Origin of the sequence: Chromobacterium sp. IRSSSOUMB001 (genome assembly GCF_023507765.1) — a bacterium.
GTDB classification, from domain to species: domain Bacteria; phylum Pseudomonadota; class Gammaproteobacteria; order Burkholderiales; family Chromobacteriaceae; genus Chromobacterium; species Chromobacterium haemolyticum.
Window position 1 is genome coordinate 1 of record NZ_JALCYU010000017.1, and the last position, 18,833, is coordinate 18,833.

An 18,833-nucleotide genomic window follows, 5' to 3' on the forward strand; every position below is an offset into this window, starting at 1 on the left:
TTGATTAAAACCGTCATTTCCGCAAGCAGCCTCTACAAACCATTGATTTGTAAAGAATCGGTCATATCGGGCAGGAATGATTTATTCCGTGCGTCCTGCCTGACCTCGCTTCAATGGGGGAACTCCTATGCGTCAAAGCCCCGCAAACCGGGGCTTTGACTGAAATGAGCGCCGGTTTTCAGGCCGGCGCCCACGCCAAGACGGCTCAAAAGCCTTGTTCAGCTACGGTAGTCCGCATTGATTTTCACATAATCATAAGAGAAGTCGCAGGTCCAAACCGTAGCCTCCGCCGCGCCGCGTCCCAAGTTCACCCGCACCAGGATTTCCGGCTGGGCCATCACGCGCTGGCCGTCTTCTTCTTTATATAGAGGATTGCGCCCGCCGTTGACGGCGACCAGCACATCGTCCAGATACAGTTCCAGGCGATCGACATCCAGGTCCTGCACCCCAGCGTAGCCGATGGCGCACAGCAGACGCCCCAGGTTGGGATCGGAGGCGAAGAAAGCGGTTTTCACCAGCGGGGAGCGCGCGATGGCGTAAGCGACGTCCTTGCATTCTTCGAACGAGCGGCCGCCCTCAACTTTGACCGTGATGAACTTGGTGGCGCCCTCTCCGTCGCGGACGATGGCCTGGGCCAATGCCGTGGCGACTTGAACCAGCTCCGCCTTTAACGCTTGGTAGGCTGCCTGCTGCGGGGAATCGATCAACGGCCCCCCGCTCTGACCGGTGGAGATCAGGATGAAGCTGTCGTTGGTGGAGGTGTCACCGTCCACCGAGATGCAGTTAAAGGAAACATCGGCCACTTCCTTCACCAATTGACGCAGCACCGGACGGGTTACCGCGGCGTCGGTAGCGATGAAGCCCAGCATGGTGGCCATATTGGGGTGGATCATGCCGGCGCCTTTGGAGATGCCGGTGATGTTGACCGGGTGGCCTTCCAGCATCAGGCGGGCGCTAACCGCTTTGGGCGCGGTGTCCGTTGTCATGATGGCGCGGGCGGCATCGGCCCAGTCCGCGCCTTGTCGTCCCGGCAGCGCCGCGGCGATCTTGTCTACCGGCAGCGGTTCCAGAATCACGCCGGTGGAGAAGGGCAGAATCTGTTCGGGTTGGCAGCCCAGCTCATCGGCCAGCGTCCGGCAGACTTGTAGCGCGTCGCTACGGCCTTGCTCGCCGGTGCCGGCGTTGGCGTTGCCGGTGTTGACGACCAGCGCGCGGATTTGCACACCGGCGTCCAGATGCTTTTTACAGATTTGCACCGGAGCGGCGCAAAAGCGGTTTTGGGTGAACACGCCGGCAACGGTGTTGCCCTTGTCCAGACGGATGACCAACACGTCGTTGCGGTCGGCTTTCTTGATGCCGGCGGCGGCGACGCTCAATTCCACGCCGGGAATGGGGAAGAGATGTTCGCCGCTGATGGGCTTGAGGTTTACTGCCATCTATCGCTCCAGATCAATCAATATTATTCGCATCGATTGTAGCGGATTTGTTCCGCCGGACTGGAAACTAAAACGGCAGATGGATCAGCCCGCCTCGGCCGCCGCCGCGTTCAATAATTCGAGCAGCGCCTCACCGTAGCGCGCCAGCTTGAGTTCCCCCAACCCATAGACCTTGGCCAGGCCGGCACGCGAGGTCGGATGCTTTTCCACCAGGTCTCGCAAGGTGCGGTCGGAGAACACCGCGTAGGCCGGCACATTGTGCTCGTCCGCCATTTGTCGGCGCCAGCCGCGCAGCGCCTGCCACAGCCGTTCTTCGCGTTCGGTGCGCAGCCAGCGGTCGGCGCCGGCTGTGCTGCGCGACGCTTTGTCGTCGGCCACCGGCCGCAGATAGACTTTTTCCTGGCCTTTGAGCACGCTGCGGCATTCATCGCTCAACACCAGCGATTGGCCGCGGGCGATGTCGACATGCAGCAGCTTGCGCGCCACCAGTTGGCGAACGATGGAGCGCCAGACGCGTTGGTTGTAATCGCGGCCGATGCCGAAGGTGGACAGCTTATCGTGCCCGTAATGGCCAACGCTTTGATTGGCGCGGCCCAGCAGCACGTCGATCACATGGCCGGCGGAGAAGCGCTGCTCCACCCGGTAAATGCAGGACAGCAGCTTTTGCACCGCCACGGTGGCGTCGAAGGTGATGGGCGGATGCAGACAGTTGTCGCAATGACCGCAAGGACGGCTCTGTTCGCCGAAATGCGCCAGGATGTGCTGACGGCGGCAGGACGCGGCTTCGCAGAAAGCCAGCATGGCTTCGAGCTTGCCTAGTTCCACCTGCTTTTGCAGTTCGGCCATTTCCCCGCCCTCTATCATTTGCCGCAGTTGCACCACGTCGTTGAGTCCGTAGCACAGCCAACTGGCGGCGGGCAGGCCGTCGCGGCCAGCGCGGCCGGATTCCTGATAGAAGTTCTCCGGACTCTTGGGCATGTCGATATGGGCGACGAAGCGCACGTCCGGCTTGTCTATGCCCATGCCGAAGGCAACGGTGGCCACCATGACTACGCCTTCGTCGCGCAGGAATTCGCGCTGATTCGTCTCACGCTGCTGATGGCTGAGGCCGGCGTGGTAAGGCAGCGCGTGAATGCCGTTGTCGCACAACCATTGCGCGGTGTCTTCCACGCGCTTGCGCGACAGGCAGTAGACGATGCCGGCGCTTCCCGGGTATTCGTTGCGGATGAAGTCGAGCAGCTGCTTCTTGGCGTTGTGCTTTTCCACCACTTGGTAGAACAGATTGGGCCGGTCGAAGCTGGATAGAAAGACGCGCGCGTCCTGCAGCTTCAAGTAATCAATGATGTCGGCGCGGGTCTGTTCGTCGGCGGTGGCGGTCAGGGCGATGCGCGGCACTTGCGGGAAACGTTCGGCGAGGAAACCCAATTGCTGGTATTCCGGACGGAAGTCATGGCCCCAGTGACTGACGCAATGCGCTTCGTCGATGGCGAACAGGCTGATGTTCAGCTGCGATACGAACTCTTGGAAACGCGGCGTCAGCAAGCGCTCCGGCGCCACGTACAAGAGGTCCAGCGAGCCGGCGCGCGCCTGGCGCGCGATGTCGCGCGCTTCGTCCAGCGGGGTGGCGGAATTGAGACAGGCGGCGGCCACGCCCTGTTCCACCAGAGTGGCCACTTGGTCCTGCATCAGCGCGATCAGCGGCGACACCACGATGGCGACGCCCGGACGCATCAGCGCGGGGATCTGAAAACAGAGGCTTTTGCCGCCGCCGGTGGGCATCAGCACCAGCGCGTGGCCGCCCTGGGCGACATGATCGACAATCTCCCCTTGCTGTCCGCGGAATTCGGGATAGCCGAAGATATTATTGAGTAGGGAGAGCGCGTCCTGCATAAGCCGTCTTCTTGCGAGAAGGGGACTATTGTACGGCAAGTGGCCGGCAGCGTCCTGTCTCGGGCGCAATGGGCAAAAAAAGGGCCGCTGGAGTGCAGCGGCCATAAAGTTGGATGGAGACAATGTGAAACGAAGAGGAAAAATGCTCTCGCACTACCATGGACCTGTGGGACACTCGCGAAGTTCCGTTTTTTACATTTATTTTTGGTGTTCTCCCGCAAAAAAATACTTACATGGCATTGAGGATTTTTTGCGGCGCAGCACTGTCGAAGGCTTCCGGCAACCAACCTCAGCGCGGCGCCGCTCGAACCACCCCGCGCGCCAGGCTTGGAGCCTTTCTTCCGCTGTGCGACACTGACCGACGATTTCGTGGAGGCATCAATGCGTAATATTTGGCCCGTCCTGTTGGCGGCCGCAGTGATCAGCGGCTGCGCCAGCGCCCCTAGCAAAGCACCCAGCCCGTCGACCGTCGGCAAGCCTATTCAATCCGGCGCCAGCCCAGCCAACGCCGATTGGCAAAACCTGGGTGTGTCCCCCAACGGCAACATTCTGAACGAGCTGGACAAGTTGTCGGTCCGCAAACAGGGCCAGCTGGTCAGTTTCCGAGACCGTAAAACCATCTTCAATCTGAAGAAGGAAAACTTCCTGTCCACGCCGCGCCACAAGGTGTCGATCAATACTTGGCAGATAGACTGCTCGCAACGCACTTTCCGCCTGCTGGACATGGTGTTGTTCGATGAGAACGGCCGCCAGATCGCCAGCTTCACCTATAATGACGCTCAGATAAAACCTATGCCGGTGGTGCAGAATTCGGCCAGCTATCAACAAATGTTGCTGGTATGCAAGGGCGACCCGGGGTTCTGAACCCGATTCGCCCTACCCGCTCGCGCGCGGCGCGGCCCGGCCCCGCGTCGCGCCAAAACGCGAGCGGGCCTCTTCTGCGTAGCGGCCCCGCCGCCCAACCGGCCCCATGCCTGGAGCACCCATGCAAGCGATTAGACGAGTGGTCTTCAATCAAAAAGGGGGGGTGGGCAAGTCCACCATTACCGTCAACCTGGCCGCCGTCGCCGCCAAACAGGGCAAACGGGTGCTGTTGGTGGACCTGGACCCGCAAGGCAACGCCAGCCATTATCTGATGGGCTCCGCCGCTAGGGACGAGGCGCCGTCGCTGGCCGGCCTGTTCGAGCAGATGCTGAATATCTCCATGTTCAGCAAGGAGCCGTCTGACTTCGTCCGCGCCACGCCGCTGCCCGGGCTCAGCCTGCTGGCCTCGCACCCGGACCTTGCCGAGCTGATGGGCAAACTGGAGGCGCGCTACAAAATGTTCAAGCTCAAGGAAGCGCTGGACAGTTTGAGCGGCCAGTTCGATGAAATCTGGATCGACACCCCGCCGGCTTTAAACTTCTTCACCCGCTCGGCCTTGATCGCCGCGGACCGCTGCCTGATTCCCTTCGACTGCGATGCCTTTTCCCGCCAGGCCCTCTATAACCTGAAAGTGAACACCGAGGAAATTCGCGCCGACCACAACCCCGAGCTGTTCATTGAAGGCATCGTGGTCAACCAGTTCCAGGCCCGGGCCAGCTTGCCGGTGCGCCTGGTGGAGGAACTTAAGCAAGAAGGCCTGCCGGTGCTGTCCTCTCCGCTGTCTTCATCCGTGAAAATCCGGGAGTCACACGATGCGGCGCTTCCCATGGTGTACCTGGACCCACGCCACAAACTGTCGCGCGAGTTCGAGGCCCTTTACCAGGAGCTGGCGCGGGATGGACGGCGAACCTAAGCGCCCCGGATCGCCGTCTGCCGGCTTGCGCGGAGGCGGCTTTCCTTGAATCGCCTGAGCGCGCTGGTGATTAGCGGCCTGCTGAGCGTCGGCCTGCTGTCCGCCGAATATTGGCTGATGATCAACGATGAACGCGCCGAGCTCATCGACCGTCAGCATTACTGGGGCGAGCTGAGCGCCGAACTGCTGCGCGTGCGAATGCAAGCGATGCTGGACCACTCCGCCGTGCTGGCGCAAAGCCTGGCCAACAGCCCCCAACCACGCTCTCTGGCCGTGCTCGCGCGCAGCACCATACGCGACGATACGCCGTTCGGCGGACTGGGCATCATCGAATATGTGCGCCCGGAGCAGCGCGAGGCGTTCGAGAGCCGCGTCGCCAATAGTATTCGCGTGCTCCAGGACCGGCATCTGGCGCCCAGTCCGCGCCGCCCGCTGTACTATCCGATCTCCAGTTATCTGCCTGACGACAGCAACGCCTTGCCGCAAGGCCTGGACCTGGGCGGCGTCGGCAATGCCCGCCGCAAAATGGACCTGGCGCGCCACAGCACCCAGCCCGTGCTGATGCCGACCACGCTGCCCGGCAGCAACGGCAGCCGTCTGGACATCGTGGTGCGGCTAAACGACGACAACACGCTGCTGCTGTTGAATCTGCGCAAGGACAAGCTGATTCAGGACAGCCAGCGCGAACCCGGCACCGCCAGCCCCTTGCGCCATGTGCGCATTGTCGCCTGGACCCAGGAGCAGCCCGACGCGCCCTTGCTGGACTCTCAGCCCACCCGGCCGCTGCCGTCCATGCCTCCCTTGTACACCATTCGTCACAATCTGGGCGGCAACGAGATCTTGTTCGGCGCTTATCCGCAAGGCGTGGCCAATCCCGGCATGCGTCTGACCCACTGGGCCATCCTGGCCACTACCGCCGGCTTTTTGCTGGCGATGTTCTGGTTCCAGCAACTACAAGCCCAATCCCGCCGCCGGATGCAGGATCAGCTCAAGCGCAGCCAGCAGCAGCTGGAGATGAATACACGCACGCTGCGCGAGCAAATCAACGACAGGGTGATGTCCGAGCAAGCGCTAGCGCAGAGCGAGGCGCGCCAACGCGCCATTCTGCAGGCCAGTTCCGACGCCATCATCCTGATAGACCATCAAGGCCTGGTCTTGCAGATCAACCCGGCGGCTGTTCGCTTGATCGGCCAATCGGCAGACATGGTGCGCCAACTGCCGATAGGCAAACTGCTGGATGAGTTGTACGACCGCAATCCGGCGCGCAGCTTCGAACACATCGCCCAAGAGCATGAAGGTCGGCCCTTCGAAGCCAGCTTGCGCCGCAGCGACGAGCATCTGCTGCCGGTGGAGCTCTCGCTCAGCCGGGTCACCTTGCCTGACGATTGGTTCTACGTGGTGGTCTGCCGCGACATTTCCATCCGCAAGGAACAAGAAGCGGCGCTGATCGAGCTGAAAAACAGCCTGGCCGAGCAGGTGGAAGTGCAAAGCCGCCAGCTGTCCGCGCTGCTGGACGCCAGCCCGATGGCGATGGCCTACATCGTGGACCGCAACCTGCTCCAGGTGAACCGCGCCTTCCTCGACCTGTTCGAGCAACGCGAGGAAGCTATCCTGGGCCACAGCACGATGCCCTTCTTTGAATCGCCGGAACAATGGGAGCGCACTGGCAAAGCGCTGTACAGCCTGCTCAACGACGGCAAGGTGGTGCAGACCGAACAAAGGCTGCGCACTGGCACCGGCAAGCTGTTCTGGTGCCGGCTGTATGGCAAGGCCATCAACCCCTCGGTGCCCAAGCTCGGCACCATCTGGCTGTACCAGGACTTTTCCGCTCAGCGCGCTCTGGAGGAAACCCTGCGCCATGCCAAAGTGCTGGCCGAGGAAAACAGCCGCGCCAAAACCGAATTCCTGGCCAATATGTCCCATGAGCTGCGCACGCCGCTGCACGCCATCCTCGGCTTTACCGAAATGGGTCAGGCCCGCTCACGCGGGCAGAACGACGACAAGATGGCGCAATACTTCAGCCGCATTCAGAGCAGCGGCAACCGGCTGCTGACACTGCTCAACGATTTGCTCGACCTGGCCAAGATGGAAGTGGGTCGCATGGAATACACCATAAGCCGCAACAATCTGTGCCAATGCCTGCACGATATCTGCGACGAAATGACGCCGCTTGCCGCGCTCAACGAAATCCGCATCGACCTGAACTGCTCGCCAGAACCGCTGAACGCCGACATCGATCCCTTCCGCATAGGCCAAGTGATGCGCAACCTGTTGTCCAACGCCATCAAGTTCAGCCCCCGCGGCGGTGAAATAGGCGTCAACGCTTGTCTGCGCCAGGACCCTGACGGCGAGAACATTCTCGTCACCGTGGAGGACGCCGGTCCCGGCGTGCCTGCATCCGAGCTGGAAAGCATTTTCGACAAATTCATCCAGAGCAGCAGCACCAAGACCGGCGCCGGCGGCACCGGCCTGGGGCTGGCCATTTGCCGCGAAATCATCACCGCCCACCATGGGCACATCTTCGCGAGCAATTTGCCGACACACGGCGCGCTGTTCACCTTCATCATTCCGCGCACCCGGCCGGCCGGCGCCACGGAGGACACCAACCATGCCCCACAAACTACTGCTCGTTGACGACGAACCCTTCAATCTGGAGCTGATGGCCGAGCTGCTGCAGGACGCCGGCCACGAAGTGGTCCAGGCCGAGGACGGAGAAACCGCGCTGGCCATCTTACAACGCGAAGGCGAAACTTTCTCCACCGTCCTGCTGGACAAGATGATGCCCGGCATCAGCGGTTTCGACGTGCTCAAACGCATCAAAAGCGAACCGCGGCTTGAGTTTTTGCCGGTCATCATGCAAACCGCCATGGGGGCGGCCTCCAGCGTGCAGGAAGGGCTGGCCGCAGGCGCCTTCTACTATCTGACCAAACCGTTTTCCCGTGACATGCTGCTGGCCATCGTCGAAGCGGCGATAGGTCACTGGGACCGCTACGCCCATTTCCGCGAGCTGGCCAATCTGCACGTAGACGCCTTGCGTCATCTGAACAAAGCCTCCTTCACCTGCCGCAGCCACAAGGAAGCCCAAACCGTCACCGCCCTGTTGGCCAAAACCTGCGCCCACCCGGAGCGAGTGGCCACCGGTTTGTTCGAGCTACTGGTCAACGCCATTGAGCACGGCAACCTGGACATCAGCTTCGACGAAAAAAGCCACTACATGGCCGAAGGGCAGTGGGAGGCCGAGCTGGCTCGCCGCATGCAGGATCCGGAGCTAGGGCTGCGCCAGGTCTGCGTGGATTTCAGCCGCGAGCCCGAGCAAATGCGCTTCACTATCAGCGACATGGGCGCGGGCTTCGATTGGGAGCGTTACCAGAACGCCGAGCCCGCCTCGCTGATGTCCAGCCACGGTCGCGGCATCCTGATCGCCCGCAAGCTGTCCTTCGACGGCCTGCACTACCAGGGGCGGGGCAATATCGTGGTGGCCCACGTCAACAGCGAGGGCTAAGAATCAGCGCCATGCTGCGGCGGCGCCCCCATGAATCCGCCAGGCGACAGACTCAAGGCGGCTCGCCGCAATCGCCGCGCTCGCGCCAATAACGGCGTTGGCTGTCGCGCAGGCAGGTCCACTCCACCCCGTCGCCGAACTCCAAGGACAGCGCGCCGTCCAGATCGGTGCGCAGCACGGCGACGCCAGCCTCCTCCACCCGCCTCAGTACAGACGGATGCGGATGGCGGTAACGGTTCAGGTAACCGGCGCTGATCAAGACCACTTCCGGCTGCGCCGCCGCCAACCAGGCGGCCCCGGTGGAGGTGCGGCTGCCATGGTGGCCGGCGGCCAACACCGTGCTGCGCAGGCGCAGCCCAGGCTGAGCGGCCAACATACGCTCCACCGCCTCCGGCGCATCGCCGCTGAGCAAGAGCGCGTGTTTCATGCCGGCCACTCGCAAAATACAGCTCTGCGCGTTCTCGTCATTGGCCGGAGCCGCGTCCGGCGGACCCAGCACATCGAAACGCACCCCGTCCCATGCCCAGCTCTGTCCAGGGCGGCAGCCGTCGCCGCTCAACCCCAGCCCCGGCAAGGACTCCGGCTGGCCGGCCAACACCCGCCCCACCGGCAAGGCCGCAGCCAGCTCGGCGGCGGCGCCGTCGTGGTCACTATGGTGATGCGACAGCACCAAGCCATCCAGCTCCTTCACCCCCAAGCCTCGCAACTGCGGCAACAGGATTCTCTCCGCCCCGCCAAGACCGGTATCGAACAACAAGGAACGGTTCCGGGTTTGCACCAGCACCGCCAGGCCCTGACCCACATCCAGCATGGTGGCGCGGAATTCCCCCTGTGCCGGCGGCGGGGGCTGATAAGCCAACATCGGCAGCAACATCAAAGCCGCCAACCCTCGTCCCGGCACGCCTCGCGGGGCGATCAGCCACACCGACCCAAGCAAGGCCAGCAAGAACAGCGGCAGAGGCGTCCCGGCCAAAGACAAGGCCGGCGCTTGCGCGAACCATTCCACCCCCCAGTAAAAACCGCGCACCAGCCAAGCGGCTAAATGCAGCGGCCACTCCAGCGGCAACAAGGCGGCGGCCAAAGCCAGCGGCGTCAGCAACAGCGACACATAGGGGATGCCCAGCGCGTTGGCCAGCGGCGACACCAGCGGAATGCCGCCGAACCACCAAGCCAGCGGCGCCAGCGTGCATACGCCCGCCGCCCACTGTCCCGCCAACGCCGCCCGCCATTTGCCCGGCGCGCGGCGTCTGGCGATGGAACTGGCCATCAAGGCGGCCACCAGGCCGAAAGACAGCCAGACGCCAGGCGCCAGCACGCAGAAAGGATCCATCAGCAAGACCACCGCCAAGGCCAGCCACCAGATGCGAAACGGCGACAAGCCGCGCCGCAGGCAAAGGGAGGCCAGTCCGACGCCCAACATGAACAGCGTGCGCTGGGTCGGCACCGAAAAACCGGCCAGCAAGGCATAGGCCGCCGCCGTCAGAAAAGCCCCGCCGGCGATCAGCAAGCGCGGCGGAAAGCCCAAAACTGGCAGCCTTCGCGACAAGCAGGCCAGCGCCGCCGCCGCCAAACCCGCCAGCATGGTGATGTGCAGGCCGGAGATCGAAACCAGATGCGTCAGACCGGTGGCGGCGAACAAACCCCAATCCTCTCGCGCCACGCGTTGCTGCGCGCCCACCGTCAACGCGGCGATCAGGGCCGCTTCGCGCGATTCGCCCAACACCCCCTCTATGCGCGCCACCAAGGCGGCGCGCGCGCGATCCACCCAGGCCAGCGGCGCGCGGCTGTCCTCCAGCCGGCGCTCGCCCGGTCTCAACGAACCGCTGGCCAACACGCCTTCCGACCACTGCCATTGTTCAACGTCGAAACCGAATGGATTGGCCGTGCCGCGGCTGCGCTTGAAGCGCGCTTCCGCCCGCCAGCGGCTGCCCGTCGGCCAATCGCGCTGAAGAAAATCCGTAAGCCGCACGGTTTGCGGCAAGTTGACGCCCGGCGTCAGCGTGCGCTCCACCTCCATGATCAGCCGCGTTCCATACTCGCCGGCCTGCGGCAGGCCGCGCACCTCGCCGACGAAGACGATGGACCGCTGCTGCCAGTCGGCCGGCAGTTGCTGCGCCATACGGTAGTCGGCGCGCCAGGCGGCGTAGCCCAAGCCCAGCAGGAAGGCTGGAATCAGGGCGGCCCAAGGCCGAGTCCTCAACGGCAGGCAAGCCGCCAGCGCCGCGGTGCCCACAGCCAGGCCCAGACACCCCGTCGCGGCGGGCAAGGCCGGCAAGGCGGCGCAAATAGCAATACCGCATAGCAGTGCGATCAAGACAGGCATGCCGGCATCTTAGACAGCGATGCCGCGCCATCGCAATCTATTAAACACATTCACTAAACTACCGGCCCCTCTTCATGCAATATGTATTTTCCGCACGCAAAAATCGCACTCATAGCAGATAAATATCAAAAAAATAACAAGTACAAATGCGTATTGCATTAACAGGGCGCTGGGCTACACCTAGGACAAGCGCTTTCAAAAACGCCCGGTCGCCGCGAAGCCCCGCTTGGCCCCGAGCGGTCTCAAGCGCGGCAGCCGGCCTCACTTTAAACACAGTTTTCCCATCTGGCGGCCGCCAGGCGGATCACTCTCAGGAGGAACACATGGACGCATACATGGGCACCATTACGGTCTACGGCTTCAATTACGCGCCGCAAGACTGGGCGCTGTGCCAGGGCCAGACCTATCAGGTATCGCAGTACGAAGCCTTGTACTCGCTGCTGGGCACGCTCTACGGCGGCACCGCGTCGCAAAACTTCAAGCTGCCCAACCTGACCGGCCGCATGGCCATTGGCACCGGTCCCGCCCAGCCCGCCTATAATCTGCCTGCCTACAACCCGGGCCAGTTCGGCGGTACCCAAAACGTGGCGCTCAGCGTGGCCAACTTGCCGGCTCACTCCCATACCGCCACCTCCATGGCGGTGACCTTCCACGCCGCCGGCACGCCAACGCCGGCCACCCCGGCCAGCGCGCCCAGCGCCAGCAACCCCTACTTGGGCGCTTCCGGCGCCGGCACCGGCTTGGCCACCATCTGGTCCACGGCGCTCAACAATCCGGTTTCGGTGCAGGGCTTGTCCGCCACCGGCAATACCGATCTGACCGGCGGCAACGCTCCGGTCAGCGTGCTCAACCCCTTCCTGGCGCTGAATTTCTGTATCGCCATCAACGGCCTGTATCCGGTTCGTCCATAATCACAATACGCGGCGTTGCGCCGCTTCCGGCCGCCTCTCCGCGCAGGGGCGGCGGCCTTTGTCTTCAGGGGATCTCGCCATGCTCGCCACCGTCCAAGCCGAAGATTTCATGCATCTGCTCGGCAAGCACTGCATCTTCCGCAACCCGCAACATCCCGATATTTCGCTGCAAGTGCAGGCCGTGAAGCTGCGGCCGCAGGCTCAATCGCCGCACCAGACCGCGCGGCGCACTCCTTTTGTGGTGGAACTGGCAGCCGAAGGCGCCACCGATCTGGAGGACGCAGTGGGCCAACTGGAACTGCCCGCCACCGAGCACAGCGACGCCATCCGCCTGGATCTGGTGTGGATAGGCCGGGTGATTCCCGCCGGACGCGACCCGGCGCTGGCCTACTTCCAGCTGCCGTTCAATTGAGCCGGCCCGCCAACAGCCCATGGGCGGCCGGCGGACGAAGAAAAAGGACGAAGACTCCGGCCGCACGGCTCGCCCGGCGAAATATTACAAACCCGCCCGCGCCTCGCCCCGCGGCGAGTGGCGCTCGGGCCGCCACACCAGCTTGTCCGCCATGTCGCCGGCTTCTTCCAGCACAAAACCCAATTGGTGATAGAGCCGGCGCGCTTGCACATTGCTGTGCCAAACCACGACCGCCAACGGCGCGCGCACTTGCCAGGCCGCCTGCTGCAAGCCCATCAGCACCTCCTTGCCGTAACCCAGGCCGCGCGCTTCCGGCACCATGGCCAGGAAGATGATGCGTACTTCGTTATGGCCGAAATCCACCATCACCACGCCGACGCTGGCTCCGGTTTTTTCGATGACGAAGTGCATCGCATCCGGGTAGTTGTCACCCGCGCCGCGTTGCAGCACCTGGTATTGCTGTTCCTGTACGGTGCGGATCAGTTCCTCCTCTCCGTCTATCAGCTGCAAGTCAGGGCGGGCGCTGCGGTAGAGGCCGGCAATGAAGGCCTCGTCGAGATGCCGCGCCGGGCGCAGATGCAGGCCTTCGGCCAGCGAGGAAGTGTTCAAGAATGAGGACATGATGAACGGCTCCTTTCCAAAACCTGTTGCGGGACGCGCCGGCGGCGCGCCCGTTTCGTTCTACGCGCCAACGCGCGCAAGGTCTTGCAAATCAGGCGAAAACGACTGAGAAAACAGAATGTACGCGTGGTACATGAGCATTCTGAAGCTGTACTCACCGTGTCACGTTTCACGACGCGCAGCAGGCATTGAACAGGCTCTTACAACCCCGCTTCCCGGCGAAACACCGCCAGCAACTGACGCGCCCCGCGTTCCAGCAAGCTGTAACGCTCGCCTTGCAGCCTCGCCACGCCGGCCAGTTCCCGCAGCGGCGCGCCGCGGCGGTCGCAGCGCTCCAGGCGCACGCGGAAGGTGGCCGCCAGCGGCACCAGGCCGCGGTCCCGTTGCTCGGTGGGAACCGGCCCGCCATAGGTGGAGGCCAGCAAGGGCTGATCCAGCAAGGGCAGATTAAGCCTGTCGATCTGGCCCAGCCTGCATTCCACGCTCCAAAACTCTCCTCCGTCGGCGACGAAGCGGGCGACATGCCCCGGCTTGAGTCCGTTCAGCGCCGCCTCCTCTACAAAGGCTTCGCCCTTGACCCCGTCGGGCCCCACCACGTCCAGCAGGTGCTCGCCCTCGGCCAGCGCGGTGCCGGCGCGCAGCGCGTCGCTGACGTCCACGACCCGACCGGAGAAAGGCGCCGCCAGGGTGAGCCTGGCCATTTGCTGGCGCAAAGCGGCCACTTGTTCCTGCGCCACCTGCCATTGCTTGCGCAAGGCGGGACCACGCTGTTGCAGCTCCAGGTCGAATGGTTGCTGCGCGGTCTGCCAGGCCAAATCTCTCTCGCGAGCGCCGGCCAGCGCCAGTTGCGCCTCCAGCATCGGCGAGCTGAGTCTGGCCATGATCTGCCCCGCCTTGACCAGTTGGCCGTCGCGCACCAACACTTCGGCCACCTCGCCTGCCGCCGGCGCGTACAGACCCTGGGACTGCAAGGCGCCCAGCACCGCCGGGCTGGCCACCTCGCGCTGCCACGGCAGAATCAGCGCCAGCGTCAGAACCAGCAAGGCCGCGGCGCTGCGACGGGTTGCGCGGCCCCAGCGCAGATCGGTTCGGCGCTGCCACCACACCATCAGTTCGCCCACCACCGGACGGGCGATGAACCATCCCAGCTCCACCGCCAGCAACAGCATGCCCAAGGCCTTGAAGAACAAGTGGTAGACCAGGAAGGCGATGGAAAGAAACAACACCAACCGGTACAGCCAGGTGGCCCACGCGAACAGAATCAGCCCGCGTCGGCGCGCGGCCGGGAAGTGCTCCGGCACTGGGTCGTCCAGACCCAACAAGGTTTTGCGCAACTGCCAGCGCGCCAGCGCGAAAGCGCGGTTATGCAGGTTGGGCAAACCAAGATAATCCGCCAGCAAAAAATAACCGTCAAAGCGCATGAAGGGGCTGGCGTTGATCGCCAACGTCGCCAGCCAAGTGGTAGTGGCCAACAGGAAAACCCCGGCTCGCAATGGGCCGTCCGGCAAGAAGCTCCACAATAAAGTGGCCCAAGCGGCCAGAACCAGCTCCGCCAGCATGCCGGCGCCGCCGATCAGCAGCCGTTGACGGCGCGAGTTCAGCTTCCACGCGTCGTTGGTGTCGGTGTAGAGCACCGGCATCATCACCAGAAACGCCACGCCCATGGCCGGCACCCGGCAACCGAAGTGGCGCGCGGTCAGCGCATGCCCCATTTCGTGCAGGATTTTGGCCAGGCTCAGCGACACGCCGATGCCTATGGCGGCGCTGACCCCGCCATAGGCGGAAAAAGTATGAGTGAACTCGTCCCAGCGCCGGGACACCAACGCCAACGCCAGCAGCAGCACCGCTCCCATCGCCAGCCAGAAACGCGGATGGAACAGCCAGCCGGTCCACGGCAGCAGGCGATTGAGCAGGGCCTCCGGCCTCAACAGCGGCACCCGGAAGAACAGGTAATTCTTCAACAGCCACATCGCGCGGCTGGGGCGGTTGGCCTCGCGCAACTGCCACAGCCAGCCGTTCTGCTCGACGCTGGCGGCCTGCAGCAGTTGATGGCGGGACAAGAACAACAGCACCGCTTCGATGTCTTCAGCGCCAAGTTGCAGCGTGGTTTCGGCATTGACGGCTTGCAGCACCGCCTCGGCGGTGCCCAGCCGCCAACGCGACAGGATTTCGAAACTGGCCCAGCCCAATTGATAGAAGCGGTGAGCGCAGGGATCGTGCAAGGTCCAACTGGGCGCGCCGTCGGCCAGCACCGGGCCGGGATGCAACGTCAGCTCCTGACGCAGCGCGGGCAAGGCGGGAGATGGCATGCTCACCACCCCAGCCATTGCCGCGCGGCGGTCAGCGGCCTGCGCAAAGCGTAATAAATCAGCGGCACCCAGTCGCCGTAGACACGGGCGGTGCCCATCTGCCCCAACCGCGGCTTGTCGCCGTCAACGAAGCGGGCTTGCAGCCGGTAAGCGAGCAGGCCGCCCTCCACCGCCTCGGCCTTATAAGCGACGCGGATGATTTCGGCGTCATAGGACTCGGTGGGCGAGGCATTGGGATAGAGGGTGATCTTGCCGCCGGGGGCCACGTCTATGGCCTCCGCCGCCGGCAGCCAGGCGGCCAGTTCCACATGGGCGGGGTCCGCCAGGGTCATCACTTTTTCACCTACCGTCACCGCCTTGCCCTGCCAGTCGTTGCAATCGGAAAACACCACTACGCCGGCGCTGGGCGCGGTGACGTGCAATCTTTGCAACTCCAGGCCGGTGTATTCGGCGGCGATGCTTTTTTCTTCGAGCTTGGCGCGGTCCTGCGCCATGGCCAGCTTGCCCTTGTCGTCGGTGACCGCCAGTTGGGCGCTGGCCCGAAAGCTTTCCTGCGCGGCGTCTCGCTCGCGCGCGGCCATGGCGAACTGACCGGCCAGCGAGGTGGCGTCCAGATCAAACAAGGGGTCGCCGGCCTTGACTCGCTGGTTGGGTTGCACCTGGATGCGGTCGATGACGCCGCTAAGCGGCGCGCGCAGCAGCACCGGGTTTTGCGGCGTCACCTCCCCGCGCGCCAGCACGCTGAGGCGTATCGGCATACAGGCCAGCAACAGCGCCGCGATGAGCAACCTCCTCTGCTTGCGGCCGGGCCTCAGCCATTGTCCCGCCAGCTCCCGCCAGTTGCGTCTGGGCGCGAAGCGCAGCAGCGCATGGCCATAGCCATGAGCCAACTCTTCCGCCAGCTTGCGCTCGTAATCGCTCCACGGCATTTCCCGCGCCAGCAGCCAGGCGCCCTGCTCGCCCAGGGGCAGCCACAGCGCGTGGGCCGGCAGCCAGGAAGACCAATCCTCGGCCAGCGCCGTCGGCAGGTCGCCGGCTTCGAGCAAGCGGCTGTCCTGTCCGGCTTCCTGCCCGCCGGCCTCCGCCAAATGGCGGAAGACGCGGGACAGCCATTGCATGTAAGGCGCGGTGGGATCCAGCTCCGCCAGGCCGGACAATGCGGTCACATGGCGATGCAGGCCCTCGCGCCATACCGCCGCCTGGCGGTATGGCAGCAATTGCTGGCTTTCGTTGACGATGATGAAACCCAACTGCTCTGCGCTGACCGCGTCGCGCGCGCGGTGCAGCAGCTGCAGCAGGCCGGCCAGTTCCCGGCTTCTATCGGCGTGCCCCATGCACCGCCTACTTGAAGCTGGCCCAGCCGCTCATCCCCGGCAAAAGGCTGGCGCCGTTGCCCTCGATGACGCCCACCGCGAGGATGGATTGGCTGACCGGGTCTATCTGCGCGCCCAGGCGTTCTATCCTGGCCGGGAAGCTGGCGCCCAACTCGTCCACCGCCACGGTGAACTTGCTGCCGGGCTTGAGCTTGGCCAGCCATTTGGACGGCACCAGCATGCGTAGTTCCAGCGAGCCGGAATCGACGATGTCCAACACCGGATTGCCCGGGCTGACGTATTGGTGCACGGCGGCGATGCGGCGCGCCACGCGGCCGTTGAACGGCGCGCTGATCACGCATTTGCCTACGATGGTCTGCATATAGCTGGCGTCCGCGGCCGCTTCCTTGGCTTTGCCCTGGGCCTGGGCCACGTCCAGCGCGCCGGCGGAATTGAGCTTGGCCAGTTGGTTGTTCACCTTGAGCAACTGGCTGGCGGCCTCCAGCGAGGCCTGGGATTTGCGCAGCTGGGCGCGATAACTTCCGCAGTCGAACTGCACCAGAGCCTGGCCCTTGCTGAAGCTGGCGCCCTCAGGCACCGGCAAGGCCGCAATCTTGGCCGCCACCTCGCCGGACAGGGTCACGGCGTTGCGCGCCATCAACTGCACGCGGATGCGGCCGTCGCTGGCGTTGGTCACCGGCGCCGGCAACGGTTTGGCTGGCTGCGTCGCCGCCTGAGCCCAGCCGGCCGCCAGCAGGCAGACCGCGGTCCGAAGTGCCGTCAACTTCATGGCTTGCTCCCCGCCACCTGCCCCTGCCAACGCGTTTCCGCGCCTTTGAAGGCGGCGGACAAGGCCGGCAGATCATAGCTGGCGGTGCTTTCCGGCAGCGGGTCCATCCCCAGGCTGGAGCCCATCTGGCCGTAGGCGTTTTGCAGATCGCCGTAGCTTTGGTACAAGCGCAGCGTGGAGAACACCGCGTTGGCGTCGGCCAGGATCGCCGGCAGACGGCCCTGCACGCCGCTGTCTGTGGCGTTGCGGTTCTGCACGTAGATGCGTTGTTCCACGTCGTTGAGTTCTTGTTCCAGCGAGAACTGGCGTGAACGGCCCTTGAGGTCGAGATAAGCCACGTGCACTTGGGTCAACACCGCCATGTTCAGCGCCATGCGCTGGGTCTTGGCCACTTGCAGCTGGGCGTCTGCGGCTTTGGTGATCGGCCCGGCGCTGAACAGATTGAGCAAGTTCCAGCTGATGCGCAGGCCGGCGTCGCTCCAAGAGTTGTTGACCAGGAATTTATTGCTGTCGTAGTTCTGTCCGATGCTGAATTCCAGGCCCGGCAGCAGCTTGGCGATGGCCTTGCGGGTTTCGGTGACGCCGATGCGTTCGTTGTAGCGCGCCTCGTTCAATTCCGGCCGATTCAGCAGGGCCATTTCCTCCATCTGCTCCAGCTTCAGGCCCAAGGCAGGAGTGGGCAGCCCTGCCGGCACCGCCACCTTGAAATCGGTGCCCGGCGGCACGTTCATGATGGCGGCCAGCTTGGGTTTGGCCTGGGCCAGCGCGTTGCGGATCATGCCCATCTGGCGGATCACGTCCAGCAGTTGGCGGCGGTAGTTCAGCGCTTCCAGCGGCGCGCGCAGCTTCTGCTTCTCCACCTGCCTCGCGTCTTCCAGCGCACGATTGGTTTCGGCCAGCAGCGAATCGATGCGGCCCTCCAGCTGTTGCGCGCCCACCGCCTGCCACCAGGCTTCACGCACTTGCTGCATCAATTGCTGCGCCACTTTGCGCTTGCGCTGCTGCAGGATCAGCATGCGGTCGGACTGTTGCTGCGCGGTGTAGTAGCTGACGCCGAAGTCCAGCACGTTCCAGCTCAAGTTGAGGTCCGCGGTATGGCTGCGCTTCTCCGAGGAGATGGACGGCACCAGCGATTGCTCGCCGGTGGCGACGTTCTGCGACGAGGAGGCGTTGTCCTTGTTGCGCGCGGTGTAGCCGGCGGCCAGCGCCAGCTTGGGCAGCATGTCCAGGCTGGACAGGTCCAGCTGGCGCTGCGCCATCGCCTCTTCCATCAACTTGACCCGGTAATCCAGGTTGTACTTCAACGCGCGCGCCATCGCCTCTTGCAAGGTTACCGGCCCGGCCAGCGGCTCCTGGCTGCCGAACATGGCCTGGCGGTCCGCCGCCAGCGTGGCTTGGCGATCCCCCAAGCTCATCGGCGTGGGCGTGACCGCGCAACCGGTCAAAGCCAACGCGGTCAGCGCGGCCAGCGTTCGAAGAACGCCGAGGCCGGCCCCTCCCCCCTGTGTTTGTTGCTTCATATCGTCCCCTGCGCGTTTGTTTGTTTAGT

General features: G+C 64.0%; 14 protein-coding genes. 6 read left to right on the forward strand and 8 right to left on the reverse strand.

Annotated features, from left to right (window positions below):
• Positions 1–218: 218 nt before the first annotated feature.
• Positions 219–1,436 carry a bifunctional glutamate N-acetyltransferase/amino-acid acetyltransferase ArgJ gene (argJ, locus tag MOV80_RS19530; protein WP_019102158.1) on the reverse strand — a complete coding sequence of 406 codons (1,218 nt, stop codon included), beginning with the start codon at positions 1,434–1,436 and terminating at the stop codon, positions 219–221.
• A gap of 84 nt (positions 1,437–1,520) precedes the next feature.
• Complete coding sequence (gene recQ, locus MOV80_RS19535; RefSeq protein ID WP_019102159.1) at positions 1,521–3,326, reverse strand: DNA helicase RecQ; 1,806 nt, start codon at positions 3,324–3,326, stop codon at positions 1,521–1,523.
• 381 nt (positions 3,327–3,707) lie between these two features.
• On the opposite strand from recQ, the gene MOV80_RS19540 reads away from it, so the two are divergent.
• The 4 genes from MOV80_RS19540 (at position 3,708) to MOV80_RS19555 (ending at position 8,605) form a co-directional block, all read left to right on the forward strand.
• Complete coding sequence (locus tag MOV80_RS19540) at positions 3,708–4,190, forward strand: surface-adhesin E family protein (RefSeq protein ID WP_019102160.1); 483 nt, start codon at positions 3,708–3,710, stop codon at positions 4,188–4,190.
• Positions 4,191–4,320: 130 nt separating this feature from the next.
• Positions 4,321–5,103, forward strand: coding sequence for a ParA family protein (locus MOV80_RS19545; protein ID WP_039755317.1), 783 nt, complete (start codon positions 4,321–4,323; stop codon positions 5,101–5,103).
• A 45-nt stretch (positions 5,104–5,148) separates the two neighbouring features.
• Complete coding sequence (locus MOV80_RS19550) at positions 5,149–7,737, forward strand: ATP-binding protein (protein WP_052052312.1); 2,589 nt, start codon at positions 5,149–5,151, stop codon at positions 7,735–7,737.
• Positions 7,712–8,605 (forward strand): response regulator, encoded by an 894-nt coding sequence (locus MOV80_RS19555; RefSeq protein ID WP_043594632.1) that lies wholly within the window; start codon positions 7,712–7,714, stop codon positions 8,603–8,605. The genes MOV80_RS19550 and MOV80_RS19555 overlap by 26 nt, the downstream gene beginning before the upstream one ends.
• A gap of 52 nt (positions 8,606–8,657) precedes the next feature.
• On the opposite strand, the gene MOV80_RS19560 is transcribed toward MOV80_RS19555, so the two are convergent.
• Positions 8,658–10,928, reverse strand: a complete 2,271-nt coding sequence (locus MOV80_RS19560; RefSeq protein ID WP_118266333.1) for a DNA internalization-related competence protein ComEC/Rec2 — start codon at positions 10,926–10,928, stop codon at positions 8,658–8,660.
• A gap of 323 nt (positions 10,929–11,251) precedes the next feature.
• Between MOV80_RS19560 and MOV80_RS19565 the strand changes: the two genes are divergently transcribed.
• Both MOV80_RS19565 and MOV80_RS19570 read left to right on the forward strand, forming a co-directional pair.
• Positions 11,252–11,839: a tail fiber protein gene (locus MOV80_RS19565; RefSeq protein ID WP_019104296.1), complete on the forward strand. Its 588-nt coding sequence runs from the start codon at positions 11,252–11,254 to the stop codon at positions 11,837–11,839.
• A 79-nt stretch (positions 11,840–11,918) separates the two neighbouring features.
• Positions 11,919–12,251, forward strand: coding sequence for a hypothetical protein (locus MOV80_RS19570; protein WP_019104297.1), 333 nt, complete (start codon positions 11,919–11,921; stop codon positions 12,249–12,251).
• Positions 12,252–12,335: 84 nt separating this feature from the next.
• On the opposite strand, the gene MOV80_RS19575 is transcribed toward MOV80_RS19570, so the two are convergent.
• From MOV80_RS19575 to MOV80_RS19595, 5 genes are all read right to left on the reverse strand, one after another.
• The gene (locus MOV80_RS19575) at positions 12,336–12,872 is read right to left on the reverse strand and encodes a GNAT family N-acetyltransferase (RefSeq protein ID WP_043594626.1); all 537 of its coding nucleotides are present in this window, start codon (positions 12,870–12,872) and stop codon (positions 12,336–12,338) included.
• 200 nt (positions 12,873–13,072) lie between these two features.
• Entirely contained in the window at positions 13,073–15,181 is a 2,109-nt protein-coding gene (locus MOV80_RS19580; RefSeq protein WP_233423382.1) for an HlyD family efflux transporter periplasmic adaptor subunit, read from the reverse strand.
• 2 nt (positions 15,182–15,183) lie between these two features.
• Positions 15,184–16,515, reverse strand: coding sequence for an HlyD family efflux transporter periplasmic adaptor subunit (locus tag MOV80_RS19585; protein WP_118266331.1), 1,332 nt, complete (start codon positions 16,513–16,515; stop codon positions 15,184–15,186).
• 7 nt (positions 16,516–16,522) lie between these two features.
• Positions 16,523–17,284 carry an efflux RND transporter periplasmic adaptor subunit gene (locus MOV80_RS19590; protein WP_019104302.1) on the reverse strand — a complete coding sequence of 254 codons (762 nt, stop codon included), beginning with the start codon at positions 17,282–17,284 and terminating at the stop codon, positions 16,523–16,525.
• A complete protein-coding gene (locus tag MOV80_RS19595; protein WP_118266327.1) occupies positions 17,281–18,804 on the reverse strand; it encodes a TolC family protein in 1,524 nt (507 codons plus the stop codon). Before MOV80_RS19595 ends, MOV80_RS19590 begins: the two co-directional genes overlap by 4 nt.
• Positions 18,805–18,833 lie beyond the last annotated feature (29 nt).

What these genes read in the sequence shown, in the direction of transcription:
- recQ (WP_019102159.1), bottom strand. Translation starts at nt 3,326, where the DNA reads ATGCAGGACGCGCTCTCCCTACTCAATAATATCTTCGGCTATCCCGAA.
- MOV80_RS19590 (WP_019104302.1), bottom strand. Translation starts at nt 17,284, where the DNA reads ATGAAGTTGACGGCACTTCGGACCGCGGTCTGCCTGCTGGCGGCCGGC.
- MOV80_RS19540 (WP_019102160.1), top strand. Translation starts at nt 3,708, where the DNA reads ATGCGTAATATTTGGCCCGTCCTGTTGGCGGCCGCAGTGATCAGCGGC.
- MOV80_RS19585 (WP_118266331.1), bottom strand. Translation starts at nt 16,515, where the DNA reads ATGGGGCACGCCGATAGAAGCCGGGAACTGGCCGGCCTGCTGCAGCTG.
- MOV80_RS19560 (WP_118266333.1), bottom strand. Translation starts at nt 10,928, where the DNA reads ATGCCTGTCTTGATCGCACTGCTATGCGGTATTGCTATTTGCGCCGCC.
- argJ (WP_019102158.1), bottom strand. Translation starts at nt 1,436, where the DNA reads ATGGCAGTAAACCTCAAGCCCATCAGCGGCGAACATCTCTTCCCCATT.
- MOV80_RS19580 (WP_233423382.1), bottom strand. Translation starts at nt 15,181, where the DNA reads ATGCCATCTCCCGCCTTGCCCGCGCTGCGTCAGGAGCTGACGTTGCAT.
- MOV80_RS19565 (WP_019104296.1), top strand. Translation starts at nt 11,252, where the DNA reads ATGGACGCATACATGGGCACCATTACGGTCTACGGCTTCAATTACGCG.
- MOV80_RS19595 (WP_118266327.1), bottom strand. Translation starts at nt 18,804, where the DNA reads ATGAAGCAACAAACACAGGGGGGAGGGGCCGGCCTCGGCGTTCTTCGA.
- MOV80_RS19555 (WP_043594632.1), top strand. Translation starts at nt 7,712, where the DNA reads ATGCCCCACAAACTACTGCTCGTTGACGACGAACCCTTCAATCTGGAG.
- MOV80_RS19570 (WP_019104297.1), top strand. Translation starts at nt 11,919, where the DNA reads ATGCTCGCCACCGTCCAAGCCGAAGATTTCATGCATCTGCTCGGCAAG.
- MOV80_RS19575 (WP_043594626.1), bottom strand. Translation starts at nt 12,872, where the DNA reads ATGTCCTCATTCTTGAACACTTCCTCGCTGGCCGAAGGCCTGCATCTG.